At 72.3% G+C, this 14,959-nt stretch carries 11 protein-coding genes; all 11 read left to right on the top strand.

What is annotated here, in order from left to right:
- The first annotated feature begins 36 nt into the window (after positions 1 to 36).
- The 11 genes from Vau01_RS08585 (at position 37) to Vau01_RS08535 (ending at position 14,954) form a co-directional block, all read left to right on the top strand.
- Complete coding sequence (locus tag Vau01_RS08585; protein WP_203989004.1) at positions 37 to 3,033, top strand: Hsp70 family protein; 2,997 nt, start codon at positions 37 to 39, stop codon at positions 3,031 to 3,033.
- Between the two features lie 21 nt (positions 3,034 to 3,054).
- Entirely contained in the window at positions 3,055 to 3,450 is a 396-nt protein-coding gene (locus tag Vau01_RS08580) for a hypothetical protein (protein ID WP_203989002.1), read from the top strand.
- Between the two features lie 77 nt (positions 3,451 to 3,527).
- On the top strand, positions 3,528 to 4,025 hold the full coding sequence (locus Vau01_RS08575) for a hypothetical protein (protein ID WP_203989000.1): 498 nt from the start codon (positions 3,528 to 3,530) through the stop codon (positions 4,023 to 4,025).
- On the top strand, positions 4,019 to 5,032 hold the full coding sequence (pstC, locus tag Vau01_RS08570; protein WP_203988998.1) for a phosphate ABC transporter permease subunit PstC: 1,014 nt from the start codon (positions 4,019 to 4,021) through the stop codon (positions 5,030 to 5,032). Before Vau01_RS08575 ends, pstC begins: the two co-directional genes overlap by 7 nt.
- A gap of 12 nt (positions 5,033 to 5,044) precedes the next feature.
- Positions 5,045 to 6,310 carry a phosphate ABC transporter permease PstA gene (pstA, locus tag Vau01_RS08565; RefSeq protein WP_203988996.1) on the top strand — a complete coding sequence of 422 codons (1,266 nt, stop codon included), beginning with the start codon at positions 5,045 to 5,047 and terminating at the stop codon, positions 6,308 to 6,310.
- Positions 6,307 to 7,890, top strand: coding sequence for a phosphate ABC transporter substrate-binding protein PstS (gene pstS, locus Vau01_RS08560; RefSeq protein WP_203988994.1), 1,584 nt, complete (start codon positions 6,307 to 6,309; stop codon positions 7,888 to 7,890). Before pstA ends, pstS begins: the two co-directional genes overlap by 4 nt.
- A gap of 73 nt (positions 7,891 to 7,963) precedes the next feature.
- A complete protein-coding gene (locus tag Vau01_RS08555) occupies positions 7,964 to 10,480 on the top strand; it encodes a hypothetical protein (RefSeq protein ID WP_203988984.1) in 2,517 nt (838 codons plus the stop codon).
- 178 nt (positions 10,481 to 10,658) lie between these two features.
- Entirely contained in the window at positions 10,659 to 11,792 is a 1,134-nt protein-coding gene (locus tag Vau01_RS08550; protein WP_203988982.1) for a hypothetical protein, read from the top strand.
- An 87-nt stretch (positions 11,793 to 11,879) separates the two neighbouring features.
- Positions 11,880 to 12,614, top strand: coding sequence for a hypothetical protein (locus Vau01_RS08545; protein WP_203988980.1), 735 nt, complete (start codon positions 11,880 to 11,882; stop codon positions 12,612 to 12,614).
- A 1-nt stretch (position 12,615) separates the two neighbouring features.
- Entirely contained in the window at positions 12,616 to 13,968 is a 1,353-nt protein-coding gene (locus Vau01_RS08540; protein WP_203988978.1) for an Ig-like domain-containing protein, read from the top strand.
- Positions 13,965 to 14,954 carry a sortase gene (locus Vau01_RS08535; protein WP_203988977.1) on the top strand — a complete coding sequence of 330 codons (990 nt, stop codon included), beginning with the start codon at positions 13,965 to 13,967 and terminating at the stop codon, positions 14,952 to 14,954. Before Vau01_RS08540 ends, Vau01_RS08535 begins: the two co-directional genes overlap by 4 nt.
- Positions 14,955 to 14,959 lie beyond the last annotated feature (5 nt).

Here is a 14,959-nt window from a genome sequence, read left to right as displayed (position 1 = left end):
CGCGGAGGCTGGCGACACCCTCATACGATGCGGGTCGTGACGGAGCTGTACCGGCTCGGTGTGGACTTCGGGACGTCGAACACCGCGGCGGTGCTGCGGTTCCCGGACGGGAACGTGAAGCCGCTTGTCATCGACGGTTCGGAACTGGTGCCGTCGGCGGTGTGCCTCGACGAGGCGGGCCAGTTGCTGGCCGGTCGTGACGCCGTGTACGCGGGGCGGGTCCGTCCGGAGGCGTTCGAACCGCATCCGAAGCGCTGTATCGACGACGGCGAGATCCAGCTCGGTGACACCGCCGTGCCGGTGGCGGCCGCGATCGGCGCGGTGCTCGGCCGGGTCGCCGCCGAGGCCACCCGGATCGCCGGCGGCGCTCCCGGTTCGGTGACCCTGACCTGCCCCGCGTCGTGGGGCCCACGCCGCCGCGACACGGTGCGGGCGGCGGCCGCCCGCGCCGGCCTTGCCGATCCGCACCTGATGGCTGAACCGGAGGCGGCCGCGATGTCGTTCACGGCCGTCGCCGGACGCGAGCTTCCGATCGGCGGCGCGCTGGTGGTGTACGACTTCGGCGCCGGCACGTTCGACGCGTCGGTGGTGCGGCGCACCGGGGACGGGTTCGAGGTGGCGGCGACCCGCGGCCTGGCCGAGACCGGCGGTCTGGACATCGACGCCGCCCTGACGGCCTATCTCGGAACCGTCTACGGCGCGCGCGATCCGCACGGGTGGGCCCGCCTGACGGCACCGTCGACGGGAGAGGACCGGCGAGCGGCACTGCAGCTGTGGGACGACGTCCGGGTCGCGAAGGAACGACTGTCGCGCTCCGGCACGGCCACCGTTCACGTGCCGCTGTTCAACGACGACGCGCCGATCGGGCGCGAGCAACTGGAGCAGCTCGCCGGCCCGATCCTGGAACGCACGGTGCGGTCGACACGGGCCGCCGTGCGGGCGGCGGGGCTGCGGCCCGACGAGGTGACGGGCGTGTTCCTGGTCGGTGGCTCGTCGCGGATCCCTTTGGTGGCAACACTGTTGCATCAGGCGTTCGGGCTCGCGCCGACCACGATCGAACGACCCGAACTGGTGGTCGCGGAGGGCAGCGTGCGTCCCGCGTGGCCGGCGGTCGCCCCGCCGGCACCCTGCGTCTCCACCGAGGCCCCGCCGACGCCGGGCGCCTCCACGGAGGCCGGGTCTTCGACAGGGCCGTCGACCGGCGCGGGTACGACGGCGCCGCGGCGCCCAACCCCTGGGCCGGTGCGACCGCCACGGCGTCGGCGCGGCCGGCGGTGGATCGCCGGTCTGGTCGCCGCCGGAGTCGCGGTCGTGATCGGCGTGACGCAGTGCGACCGGCCCGGCGGTCCGGGTCCGGTGGCCCAGGACAACTGCGTGGAGTTCAACCTCGTCTCCTCGGACGAGAAGGTGCCGGCGCTCACCGAGATCGCCCGGCGCTACCGGACCTCCGGGCACGGCGTCGACGGGCGGTGTGTGCGGGCGAACATCAGCACGTACAGCTCGCGGTTGATGGCCGACCTGCTCGCCGACGCGGCGGGCCGGGGCTGGGACAGCGACGCGCACGGTCCGCGCCCGGACGCCTGGACACCGTCGTCGAGCATCTGGACCGAGCGGCTGCGGACCCGCGTCGCCGGGCAGCCGGGACAGGTGACGATCCCCGCCGATCTCGCCTCGGTGACGCGCACGCCCGTGGTGATCGCGTTGCCGGAACCGATGGCCCGCGCGCTCGGCTGGCCGCGGGCCGAGATCGGGTGGGCGGACCTGGCCGGGCTCGTCGGTGATCCGGCCGGTTGGGCCGCCAAGGGCCATCCGGAGTGGGGCGAGGTCACCGTCGGCAAGACCAATCCGAACACCTCGACCACCGGCCTGCACGCGTTGCTGGCCACGGTGTCCGCGGCGGCGGGCGGCGCTCCGTTGACGCCGGAGACGATGCACCGGCCGCAGGTCGTCGACCTCACCCGCGCGATCGAGACGGCCGCGGTGCACTACGGAACCAGCGTCGCGCCCTTCCTGCACAACCTCTACGAGGCCGACCGGCAGGGCGGCGGCACCGACTACGTCAGCGCGATCGCGCTCGAGGAACAGGTGGTCTGGCAGTACAACCGGGGGCACGTCCTGGGCATGGACGGGCAGCAGCCGCCACCGGGAACACGGTTGGTCGCCGTCTACCCGAAGGAGGGGACGATGGCGTCCGACAACCCGTACGCGGTGCTGAGGGCGCCCTGGTCGGAGCCGGTCAAGCAACGCGCGGCGGAGGCGTTTCTCGACTTCGTCCACGAGCCGGCACAGAAGAAACTGTTCCTGGACAACGGGTTCCGCGACGAGGAGGACCGGGCCGGTGGCGCGCTCAAGCGCGACGACGCTTTCTCCGCCACGGCCGGGTACCGGCAGCTACCGGCGCCGGGCGCGTCCATTGTGGACGCGGCGCTGCAGCTGTGGAACGAGGTGCGCAAGCCGGCGAGTGTCCTCATGGCGGTCGACGTCTCGGGGTCGATGAACCAGCGCGTGGCGGGCACCGCGAAGACGAGACTGCAGTTGGCCAAGGAGGCCGCGGTCACCATCCCGGACCGGCTCGCGCCCACCGACGAACTCGGCCTGTGGGCGTTCGGCTCCACCCCGGGGGCGGATCCGTGGCGGACGCTGGTGCCGCGCGGCCCGGTGTCGTCGACGGCGGAGGCGTACCGCGCGGCCGTGCAGGGACTCTCGCCACGGGGCGGGACGCCGCTGTACGCGGTCACCCGGGCGGCCGCCGAGAGCATGCGGCCGACCACGGGCACCGGCCGCATCCACGCGGTCATCGTGCTCAGCGACGGCGCGAACGAGTACCAGCCGGACACCGACCTCGACCGGCTGCTGGCCGATCTCGCGCGGACCACCGACGACCCGGTGCCGGTCTTCACCATCGCCTACGGCACCGACGCCGACCGGGCCACGCTCGACCGGATCGCCCGGGCTTCCCGCGGTGAGGCCTACGACGCCACGAACGCCACCACGCTGACCCAGATCGTCAGCGACGTGCTGGCCAACTTCTGAGCCGGCGCGGGAGGTGGCCGCGTGACCGACGATCCGCCGGGCTGGCGGAAGGCGCTACTGGCCCTCGGCGTCGTGGTGGTGCTGACCGGTGCCCCGGCGGGCGCCTACTGGTTCGAGACCTGGGACGAGGTCCGCCGCACCCGGCCCGGCACGACGGTCGTCACCGGCTGCGACGACGACGGCTGCGCCGGCCGGTTCGCCTCCGACGACGGGGTGGTGGTCCTCGAACCGGTGCCGGTGCCCGGCGCCGCCACACCGGCCGTGCGCATGTGGCTGTCCCCGCGCGAGCGGTACCCGGCTGCGCTGTTCGACACCTGGTGGCTCCTTGACCATCTCCGCACCCGCCGCAGGCGCGAGCCACCCCGGCCGATCGGACAGGACGGCCCCACCGGTTCGGCCAGATCCGGTCCCCGGTAACTGCTGTTCATTTCCTGCATGTCCGGCGTGAGTATTCGGCTGCGTGTGGCGTCATCCGGTCTTCCGAGCCTTTGGCGGTGCAGCAGTCGCGGTTCGTCTTCGTCGCCGTACCGACCGCCTACCCGAATGACGCCGACGCGGTGACCGGCTCCGGCCGGCCCGCCGGAGCGGGTCTCGACAGGATCCTGTGGATCCTGGTCTCCCCGAACAACCGGCCATTGGGGCGGTCGGCGGTCCGGCACGACTCGTACCCCGGCTGCCACGCCGCCGTGCTACGGGTGCGGGCCGACATCGACCGCGGCGCCCCCGTCGTGGCGGTCGAGGAGACCGGGCAGTGGAACTGGCAGGTGCAGCTGGACGGCGAGCCGGTCGCGGTGTCCAGCCGGTCGTACCTGCGGGTGCGCGAGTGCAACTACAACCTGGCCCGCTTCCTCGACACCGTGCCGCAGGCGGCGATCGTGGAGGGCGCGCGACGGGTGCGCCGGGACCGGCGCGGTGACACCGGCCGCTCGGTGAGCGAACCGTTGCCGTCGGACGGTGCCGGCGGTCACCGGCTCGTGAGCGGCCGATGGTAGGCACCGCACTGGCCCCGGCACCGGTCGCGGCCGACCGGCCCCGGGCCGTCCGGTCCCGCGTCTCCGGCGGCGACCGGGTGTTCCGCGTGCTCGCCTACGCCGGTGGCGCCGGGGTCGTGCTCGTGATGCTGCTCGTCGGGCTGTTCCTGCTGCTCCGCGGCTGGTCGGCCGTGCGGGTGGCCGGCATGTCCTTCCTCACCACCGACGCCTGGGACCCCGACTCCGGCAACTTCGGCATCGCCGCGGTGCTGGTCGGCACCGTCCTCATCGCCGCGGTCGCCCTCGCGTTCGCGGTCCCGCTCGCGACCGGCACCGCGCTGTACATCTCCGAGTACGCGCCGGGTCGCTTCCGGCGTGCCCTGATCGCCCTGGTCGACCTGATGGCCGCGGTACCGAGCGTCGTCTACGGCCTGTGGGGCGCGTACCTCCTGGAGCCCGCCGCCGTGCCGGTCGCGCGCTGGCTGTCGACCTGGTTCGGCTGGATCCCGGTGTTCCGCGTCGACGGCGCCGACCCGACCAACCCGTTGGCGACCGTGTCGGTGTACACGGCGTCGACGTTCATCGCCGGCATGGTCGTCTCGATGATGGTGACCCCGATCATCTGCTCGGTGATGCGGGAGGTCTTCTCGCAGGCGCCGGTCGGTGAACGGGAGGGCGCCCTCGCGCTGGGCGCCACGCGCTGGGGGATGATCCGCGCCGTCGTGCTGCCGTTCGGGCGCGGCGGCATGATCGGCGGCACGATGCTCGGCCTGGGGCGGGCGCTGGGGGAGACGATCGCCGTCTACATGATCATTTCGCCGGTCTTCGAGATCAAGTGGCAGGTTCTGCAGAACGGCGGCAACTCGATCTCCGCGCTGATCGCACAGCGCTTCGGCGAGTCGACGGAGTTCGGGCTGTCGGCGCTGATGGCCGCCGGGCTGGTGCTGTTCGTGCTGACGCTGATCGTCAACATGGTCGCCTCCGCCATCATCACGCGGAGCCGGTCCGGTGCGGCGAGCGAGGCGTAGGTGGTTCCGGCGATGACCGCGGTCGACCTTCGCAAGTCCGACCTTCGCAAGTCCGACCTCGACGACCCGGGGCCGACCGTCGTCCCCGAGCCCGCCGTGCGCCGGGTCGAGCGGCGGCGCCAGGTCGGCGGCGTGCGCCGTGCCGACGTCTACGCGCTGTTCGGTGCCGCGGCGGCCGGGTTCAGCCTGACCGCGTTGCTGTTCACCCAGTTGACCCCGTTCACCGGCGTTCTCGGTGCGCTGGTCGTCGGGTACGTCGCGTTCCTGGTCCTCTATGCCCTGCTGGTGTCGTTGGACGAACGCGGACCCGCCGTGCGCGACCGGGTGATGTCGGTGGTCGTGCACAGCGCCGGTTTCGTGCTGCTGGCGGCGCTGCTGCTGGTGGTCGGGTACGTGCTGGTGCGCGGCTGGACGGCGATGCGGCACCTCAACTTCTGGACCGAGGACATGTCGCTGGCGGGTCCGTTGGAGCCGCTGACCATCGGCGGCGCCCTGCACGCGATCGTCGGCACGCTCGAACAGGTCGCGATCTGTCTCGCGATCATCGTGCCCGCCGGGCTGCTCTGCGCGGTGTTTCTCAGTGAACTGCCCGGCCGGTTCAGCCGGTTCGTGCGCACCATCGTCGAGGCGATGACCGCGCTGCCGTCGATCGTGGCGGGGCTGTTCATCTTCCTCGCGCTGATCCTGATTCTCGGCTTCGAGAAGTGCGGCCTGGCGGCGGCGCTGGCGCTGAGCATCATGGGCCTGCCCATCATCGTGCGGGCGGCCGACGTGGTGCTGCGCCTCATTCCGGGAACGCTGCGGGAGGCGTCGCTCGCGCTCGGTGCCTCGCAGTGGCGGACGGTCTGGCACGTCGTCCTTCCCACCGCCCGTCCGGGGCTGGCCACGGCGATCATTCTCGGCACGGCCCGGGTGGTGGGGGAGACCTCGCCGGTCCTGTTGACCGCCGGGTTCGCCACGAGCCTGAACGCCAATTCGTTGTCCGGCCCGCAGGTGTCGCTCCCGCTGTTCACGTTCGACTCGGTGCGGTCGCCCGAGCCGTCGATGATCGCACGCGGGTTCGGTGCGGGCGCGGCGCTCATGCTGCTCGTTCTGGTGCTGTTCGTGCTGGCCCGGATCCTCGGCGGCCGCGGCGCCGGCCAGCTCAGCCGGCGGCAGTGGCGCCGCCGGGCCCGCCGGTCGGCCCGGGACGCCGACCGGTTCGCGGCCCGTGACGCGGACCGCCGTCCGGAACCCGGACATCTCGAAAGCCCTACCGAACCAGGGGAACTCGCATGACCAGCACGCTGGCCCAGAAAGCACGCGCACTGGCGACCGTCGTCCTGCTCGTCGCCGCAGCCACCGCCCTCCCGGCCGCGCCCGCGTCCGCCGCCGAACTCGTGCCGATCGCGGGCGCCGGTTCGACGTGGAGCCAGAACGCGATCCGGCAGTGGGCGGCGAACGTCAAGAAGAACAACATCGAGGTCAGCTACGCCGGTACCGGATCGTCGGCCGGCCGTCGGGAGTTCGCCCAGAACACCGTCGACTTCGCGGTCTCCGAGATTCCCTACGGGTTGAAGGACTCCGCGCTCGGACGGCCGGCCGACAGCCGGCCCACCCGCAAGATGACGTACATGCCGATCGTCGCGGGCGGCACGGCGTTCATGTACAACCTCAAAATCAACGGCCGGCGGGTGACGAACCTGCGGCTGTCGGGCGAGACCGTGGCCAAGATGTTCACCGGCGCCATCAAGATGTGGAACGACCCGGCCATCAGGGCCGACAACCCGGGTCTGACCCTGCCGGCCCGCCAGGTGGTGCCGGTCGTCCGGGCCGACGGATCCGGCACCAGCGCGCAGTTCACGCTCTGGATGAGCAAGCAGCATCCGGACCTGTGGAACGCCTACTGCGCCCGTCACGGCAAGACGCCGCCGTGCGACCTGACGTCGTACTACCCGCAGAAGGCGAGCGAGGGGTTCGTGGCGCGCACCGGGTCGGACGGGGTGGCCGGCTATGTCCGGCAGGACCAGAACGAAGGCACCATCACCTATGTCGAGTACTCGTACGCCAAGAACGCGAGCTTCCCGGTCGCGAAGATTCTCAACCAGGCCGGCTACTACGTCGAGCCGACCGCGCGCAGCGTCGCGGTGGCCCTGTTGAACGCGCAGATCGAGACGTCGAACCCGAACTCCGACGACTACCTGACGCAGAAGCTCGACAACGTCTACGCCAGCAACGACAAGCGTGCGTACCCGCTCTCGTCCTACTCGTACATGATCCTGCCCACGGCGGTCGAACGGCCCATCACGCTCGACAAGGGGTTCACGCTCGCGAAGTTCAGCTACTACCTGCTGTGCGAGGGGCAGCAGCAGGCCGAGTCGCTCGGCTACTCGCCGCTGCCGATGAACCTGGTGCAGGCCGGATACGCGCAGGTGAAACGGATCCCCGGTGTGGTGGAGGAGCCGGCCAACCTGCGAACGTGCAACAACCCGACGTTCTCCACCAACGGCCAGAACACGCTGGCGGTCACCGCGCCGCAACCGCCGGAGTGCGACCGCAAGGGCGGCCCGCAGCAGTGCTCCACCGGCACCGCTGGTGCGACGGAGGAGACGACGACCGGTGGCGGCACGGGCGCCACCACCGGCCCGAGCGGTGCGGCCGATCCGAGCGGCGAGGCGGTCGATCCGGTCACCGGCGAGCCGGCCGGTGGTGGTTCCGGTGGCGAGTACGTGGCCGGGGTGCCGGTGTCGCTGGACGCCGCGCGCGGCTGGCGCACCCACCACACGATCATGGTGGTGGCCGGCCTGCTGCTGCTCGCCCTCGTGCTCGGTCCACCGTTGATGGCGCGGCGGTTGCGGCGGCCGGGCGGTCGGCCATGACCGAGCGGAGCGAGGGCATCATCGGGCAGAGCCCTCCCGGTCGGGGCGGGTCACCACGAAGTGGGGACCCGTCATGACCGGGCGGGTTCTCCGCGCCGTCGCGGCGGTCGTCGCGGTGGTGAGTGCCGTGTCCCTGTTCGCGCTCGCGCCCGGCACGACGAACCGGGCCACCGCGGGTCCGGACGACCCGACGGATTCGGCGCTGACGCTCACCGGACGCCCGAGCCGGCTGGGCGACGACTTCAGCTCGCTGACGGTGACCGTCTCGCAGACGAAAGCCCTGTCGAATCAGGCGATCTCGGTGACCTGGACCGGCGGTGCGAAGAGCGCGTTCTCCGGCCGGGACATCATGACGAACTATCTGCAGATCATGCAGTGTTCCGGTGCCGACCCGCAGGCGCCGGACTTCCGCGAGACGTGCGTGTGGGGCGCGGGCATCCGGGAGGTCGGTACGACGGTTCCGCGGGAGGAGAACCGCAAGCCGGTGGAGGAGGCGGTCGTCCCGGACGCCCTGCCCGCGGACGCGCGCATGATCCCGTTCTACTCGCAGCTCGACCGCGCCCGCACCCCGGACGGCAGTTCCACGAGCCCGTTCCCGGACAGCAAGGTGGCGGGGACGACCGGCCCGGCCTACAACTGGGAGGTCCTGTCGAACTACTTCACCCCGTACACCACGAACGAGGTGAGCCAGGTTCCCACCGGCGGCGACGGCACGGGTCGGGCGACGTTCGAGGTCCGCAACGCCAGCCGCGACCCGCATCTGGGCTGCGGCAAGGTCGTCGGCGACGGTCCGCGCGCCTGCTGGCTCGCGGTGGTGCCGCGCGGGGCGCACGACGTCGACGGCTCCGTGCTCGCGGCCCCGCGCCACCGCAGCCCCTTGACGACGGCCGTGTTCGGCGACGCGTTGTTCTTCCCGCTCGAGTTCGTCCCGGTCGAGGCGGCCTGCCGCTCGGGGGCCGAGCGCCGCACCGTCGGCACCCAGTTCATCGGCGCCGCCATGCAGTCCTGGCAGCCCGCGCTGTGCGCCGGCAACGGGCCGATCTTCGGCTTCTCGCACGTCGGCGACGCCGAGGGCGGAGCCCAGGTGCTGGAGCCCTTCGACACCGCTCCGGGGTTGGCGTTCACCGCCGAACCGGTGGTACCGGCCGAGGGCCAGTGGGGCATCGTGCACGCACCGGTCGCGGTGTCCGCCGCGGTGATCACCTTCAACATCGACTTCCGGATGGATCCGGCTCAGGGGGAGCCGCCGGCCGAGGTCGCGGGTTTGCGGGGGACCCCGGTGCGCGATCTCCGACTCACCCCGCGCCTGGTGGCCAAGCTGCTGACCCAGTCGTACCAACGCGACCTGCCCAACGGCGAGAAGGTCGAGCACCTGAAGGCCAACCGACGCTCCATTGTGGACGATCCCGAGTTCCTCCAGTTGAACCCGTCGCTCGCTTTCGTCGCGCCGTCGCACCGTCCACTCGGAATCATGGTGCCCAACGGCAACTACGCGTACGCCCGCGAGGTGTGGCGGTGGATCCTGGCCGATCCCGAGGCGAAGGCGTGGATGCAGGGCACGCCGGACGAGTCCGGGATGAAGGTCAATCCGAACTACGCCGACTTCGTCGCCGCGCCGGCCGAGTACTTCCCGAAGGCGGACCAGACCTGCGCGCCGCCGCCGGAGCTGCCGAACCTCCTGCCGTACCAGCGGCCCGACGTCGGGCCCTGCGCGTTCGAGTACACGCCCTACACCTCGACGATCGAGGACACGGCGTACCAGACGCTGCGGGCCGACACCAAGCAGCAGATCCTGTGGGAACCACCGGCGAACGAGGGGCAGACCGGCAACTACAAGGCCGACGCGCCGCAGGAGATCACCTACCGGTTCGTGATGGGCATCGCCGACTCGGCGTCGGCCGCACGCTACGGGTTGCACACCGCACAGTTGTGCCGCCCGGCCCGCGGCACCGACGGCACGCTCCGCCCCGACGACTGCCGCTCCGCCACCACCGCGTCGATGGTGGCGGCCACCGACGCCATGGTGCCGACCGACATCGACAACGTGCGGGCCATCGACCCCGCCAAGGTCGCCGCGACGACGGGCGCCTACCCGCTCACGATGGTGACCTACGCGGCGGCCGCGCTCAACGCGGACACGGCCGGCCGCAAGGACTACGCGACGCTGCTGCGGTACGCCGCCGGCGCCGGCCAGACACCGGGCTTCCAGCGCGGCCAACTACCACCGGGGTACGCCCCGCTGCCGCAGGCCATGCGGGCGCAGACCGAGCGGGCCGCGAACGAGATCCAGAACTTCGTCTACGTCCCGCCGACGGAGGAACCCGGGGCGGACACGGGGACGCAGGCGCCCGCGGGCGGGACGACCCCACCGGCGTCCGTGCCGAACGCGGGTGTTCCACCGCCGTCGTCGGGCGGTTCGTCCAGCGCCCCGCCGGCGGTCACCACCTCCGGGGTGGCGCCCGGCAACCCGCTCGGCGTCATCCGGATGGTCCTCGTCGTGCTGCTCGTGGCCGGCGGAGTCGGCGCGGTCGCCGGGCCGGGACTGCTCGCCTACGCGCGCGCGAAACTCCGGCGAGCGGGGGTGGGTTAGGTGCCACGCCGAACGTTCATCTCGCCTAAGTGCGGGCGATGAAAAGCGCACGGAACGTTCGCCGAAGTCAGGTATCCCGACCGGCTCCGGCACCGGAAGGCTTTCGGTCAGCCGTGTTGTCGCAGTGCGGACACGGTGGATTTCTCCACTCACGAAGGCTCTCGGAAAGGGAGAAAGCGTGAACGTAAAGTCACTTCGACACGTGGCCGGAGCGAGCCTGGGCGCGCTCGTCCTGCTGCTGACCGCCACCCCCGCGCTCGCCGACCCGTCCGCCCCGACGGCGCGGCCGATCGCGATGGTCGGCTCCGACACCACGCAGGACCTTGGTAACGCCCTCGCCGAGACCGTCGTCGCCAACGGTGGCAAGGCCGTCGCGTCGTGGGACGCCCGTCCGCCGGTCGGCGGCACGACCCGCGTCACCACGAAGGACACCGGCTGCTCGTTCACCCGGCCGAACGGGTCGGGCGCCGGGCGGCAGGCGCTGCGGGCCGCGCTGGGCCAGGATCTCGGCGCCGGCGCCGGGATCTTCCAGGGCGACAACGTCGTCGGGTGTGTCGACGCGGCGCGCTCGTCGGCGTACTCCGGCACCGTCGCGGGCACGACCGGTTCGCTGACCTACATCCCGGCCGGTGTCGACGCCGTCGCGCCGGCCATCAACCGGAACAGCGACTTCCCGCGCAACAACTCGTTCGCCCGCATCCAGCGGGTGTTCAAGTGCTTCGACAACAACATCACCGGCCTGCCGGCGCAGCCGGTGATCCCGCAGGCGGGCTCGGGCACCCGGCAGTTCTGGCTGCAGCAGATGGAGATCACCGAGCAGGAGATCACCCTCGGCGACGTGCCGTGCCTGACCGCCGTTGCGTTCCCGCAGGAGCACGACGGCTCGGTTCTCACCGGCAACCCCAACCGGATCGTGCCGTTCTCGGCCGCGCAGTTCATCGCGCAGACCAACAGCGCCGCGATCACGGCCGCGATCCCGTCGGTCACCGTCCAGGACCGTCGGGGAGACGCGATCCTGACCGGCATGAACCGGCCGGGGCAGCCGGTGCAGCAGCCGGTCGTCGGCGGCGTGCTCAACCCGAACTACCCGCTCAACCGGGACGTGTACCACGTCGTCGGCACCAACCGCCTCGCCGAGCCGCTCATCGACCAGGTGTTCGTCGGCTCCGACGCGCTGGTGTGCAACCAGACGGTGAACGTCGGCGGCAACCCGCGCCGCGTCGTCGAACTGCTGGGCTTCGGCGTGCGCACGACCACTACCGACCTGTTCCACCAGACCTGCGGCACGACCGACCTGAAGGCCAACTCCTGATCACCGGGTGACCCGCGCCGGGTCGGGCGGCCGTCCGGTCGCCCGACCCGGCGACCCGTTCGAGACTCTTGCGGAAAGGCATTGCCGATGACCGTGATGACGATCCGTCCGGTGGCCGCCGGGCTGGTGGCCGTGTTGCTGGCCGTAACGCTGACGGGGGTCGTGGCGACACCGGCGCGCGCCGCTCCGCTCGGCGCGGTGACGATCGGCCAGGCGTCCGGCACGGTCACCGACGCGCCGATGTTCACCACCGCCACCACGTCGGCGCCGTGCCCGGCCGGATTCGGCGCGAACGCGCTGATCCGGATCGGCCGGCCGGAAGGCCCGTTCACCAACCTGGCCAAGCCGTTGGCGGCCGGTGGCTACGACCGGGCGCCGGTGACCTTCCGGCCGGACCGGTCGTTCGCGACCGCGCTCGGTGGGCGTCCCGCCGACGGCGAATGGCTGGTCGTCGTCGAATGCTTCAGCCCCGATGCCGGCCGGATCACCGAACGCTTCGTCACTCCGGTCACCGTGACGGGCACCGCGTGGCGGCTCGGTTCACCGCCCGCGGGCGCCTCTGGTTCCGCTCCCGGGCGGCCGGGCGACGGCGCGGCCCCCACGACGTCGACAGCCGCGTCGACGGCCACGTCGACGGGCGCACCCGGACCGGGTTCCGGACCGGACGGGGAACGCACCCGCACTGCGGCCGAGCGCCGCGCCGGCCCGGGCGGCGTCCCGATCGAATTCCTCGCCGGTGGCCTCGTCCTGCTGATCGCGCTGGCGACCGGCGGCGTCATGGCGCGGCGCAGGCGGGCCGGTTCGGCCGGCGGAAGGAGCTGACGTGACCCGCCGGACTCTTCAGGTCGCCGGTCGGATCTCGGCCGCCCTGGGCGCCGTGCTGATCGTGGTGGCCGGAACGCTCGCGTTCGCGGTGAACAACGCCGCCGCGGCCGCGCTCGGCACGGTGACCCTGAGCCACCAGTCGGGATCGGTCACCGACACCCCGATGTTCACCGGCGCGACGACCTCGGCGCCGTGCCCGGCCACGTACGGCGAGGAGGCGGCGTTGCGGGTCGGTCCGGCGGAGACCGGGCCGTTCGCGAACCTCACCCCGTCGCTGGGTGGTGGCGGCTACGACACCGCCCCGGTGACGGCGGCCCCCAACCGTTCCCTGGCGCAGGCGCTGGGTGCGCCGCCGGCCGACGGCGTCTACTGGGTCGTCGTGGAGTGCTTCAGCCTGACGGCCGGCAAGCACCCGGACCGGTTCGTCACCCCGGTCACGGTCACCGGGTCCACCTGGAGCACGGGCATCGAATCGGCACCGACGACCCTCGCCCTGACGGCCGCGCCGCAGGGCACCCAGGCGGCCGGCCAGAACGTGACGCTCACCGCGACCGTGACCCCGGCGACGGCGGTCGGCACGGTGCAGTTCCGCAACAACGGCGAGCCCGTGGGCGACCCGGTGCCGGTGGTGTCCGGCACCGCCACCCGGACGGCGAACGACCTGCGGGTCGGTGGCAAGTCGTTCACGGCGTCGTACACGCCGGCGGGCCCGTACGACCCCGCCGAGTCCGGTTCCGTGCCGTACGAGATCACCGGAACATCCCCGGGTCCGGTCGAGACCGCCATCCACGTGGCCGCCACGCCGCGGTCGCCGCAGGTACCGGGGACCGAGGTGACGCTCACCGCGACGGTGATTCCCGCCAACGCCGTGGGGAAGGTGGCGTTCTTCGACGGCACCGCGCAGATCACCTCGCCCGTCGACGTCGTGAGCGGCACGGCCGCGATCAAGGTCACCTGGAACCAGGCCAACAACAGGTCCGTCACCGCGGCCTTCGTGCCGACCGACGACGACGCCTACGAGGCGTCGACGTCGCCGGTCCTCGTGTACGTCGTGGAGGGAACGAACCCGACCCCGTCGTCGTCGACGTCCACCACACCGACGGCGTCGAGGTCGACATCGACCACCCCGACCACCACGGCGACGGCGACGCCGTCCGGAACCGATGATCCGACCGTCGACCCCACCGAGTCGACGGGCCCGCTACCGACCACGGGCATGAACATTCCGCTGATCTCCACCGCCGGTCTCGCGCTCATCGGCGCCGGCATCGTGGCGATCCTGGGCGCCCGGGTCGGCTCGCGCCGCGCCGGCCGCCAGGCGAAGGCCAACCGCGACGGCACGGACACATGACGCTCGTGGCACCCGCGCCCGACGTCGAGCCGGCCGAACCCGGCGAAACCGTGGCGGAGGTCGGCCCCGATCCGGACGACGCCGGAGAGCCGGACCTTCCGGCGGAGCCGGTCGACGCGGCGGACCCGGCACCTGTGCTGCCGCTGGCGCTGTATCTGCCGGGTGCCGCGCTCAGCGTTCTCGCGGTGCTGATCCTGGGGTTCCTGGCCCAGCTGACCCTGGTGTCCCAGCTCGCCTTCGAGCGCCGGCAGGAGGTCACGCTCGCGGACTTCCGGATCGACCTGGCCACCGGAACCGCTCCGGTCGGGCAGGCCGATCAGGACGGGCGCCTGGTGCCGCCGGGCACGGCCGTGGCGGTGCTCCGCATTCCCGCGCTGAAGCTGCGCACCGTCGTGTTCGAGGGCACCACCGGTGGCGTGCTGCAGGCCGGGCCCGGACACCGCCGGGACACCGTCCTACCCGGACAGTCGGGAACCAGCGTCGTCATGGGGCGGCGCGCCGCGTACGGCGGGCCGTTCGGCCGGTTGAACCGGCTGCTGCCCGGTGACGGGATCCACGCGGTGACCGGCCAGGGCGAGCACACCTACCGCGTCACCGCGGTGCGTCGGCCCGGGGAACCGCTGCCGGCCCCACCCGAGTCCTCCGACGGGCGGCTCGTGCTCGTCACCGCGGACGGGCCGCGCTGGATGCCGACCGACCTGCTCTACGTCTACGCCGACCTGACCTCGCCGGCACAGCCGGCGGCCGCGCGCCGGTTCGGGACGGCATCGCTGCCGCCGTCGGAGCAGGCGTTGGCCACCGACCGCGACGCGTGGATGCCGCTCGTCCTGTGGACCCAGTTGCTCCTCGTCGCCGCGCTCGGGCTCGCCTGGGCGCGGGTCCGCTGGGGTCGCTGGCAGGCGTGGATCGTCGGCGTGCCGGTGCTCCTGTACGTCGGGGCGTCCACTGTGGACGCCGCTGCCCGCCTGCTACCGAACCTGTTGTGACCGCG

Source organism: Virgisporangium aurantiacum, from assembly GCF_016863635.1.
Classification (GTDB): domain Bacteria; phylum Actinomycetota; class Actinomycetes; order Mycobacteriales; family Micromonosporaceae; genus Virgisporangium; species Virgisporangium aurantiacum.
Note: the sequence above shows the minus strand (reverse complement) of the source record. Positions and strands in the feature narration are given on the sequence as shown.

Coding starts and splice junctions, on each gene's coding strand:
- pstS (WP_203988994.1), top strand. CDS start 6,307: ATGACCAGCACGCTGGCCCAGAAAGCACGCGCACTGGCGACCGTCGTC.
- pstA (WP_203988996.1), top strand. CDS start 5,045: ATGACCGCGGTCGACCTTCGCAAGTCCGACCTTCGCAAGTCCGACCTC.
- pstC (WP_203988998.1), top strand. CDS start 4,019: ATGGTAGGCACCGCACTGGCCCCGGCACCGGTCGCGGCCGACCGGCCC.
- Vau01_RS08545 (WP_203988980.1), top strand. CDS start 11,880: ATGACCGTGATGACGATCCGTCCGGTGGCCGCCGGGCTGGTGGCCGTG.
- Vau01_RS08555 (WP_203988984.1), top strand. CDS start 7,964: ATGACCGGGCGGGTTCTCCGCGCCGTCGCGGCGGTCGTCGCGGTGGTG.
- Vau01_RS08535 (WP_203988977.1), top strand. CDS start 13,965: ATGACGCTCGTGGCACCCGCGCCCGACGTCGAGCCGGCCGAACCCGGC.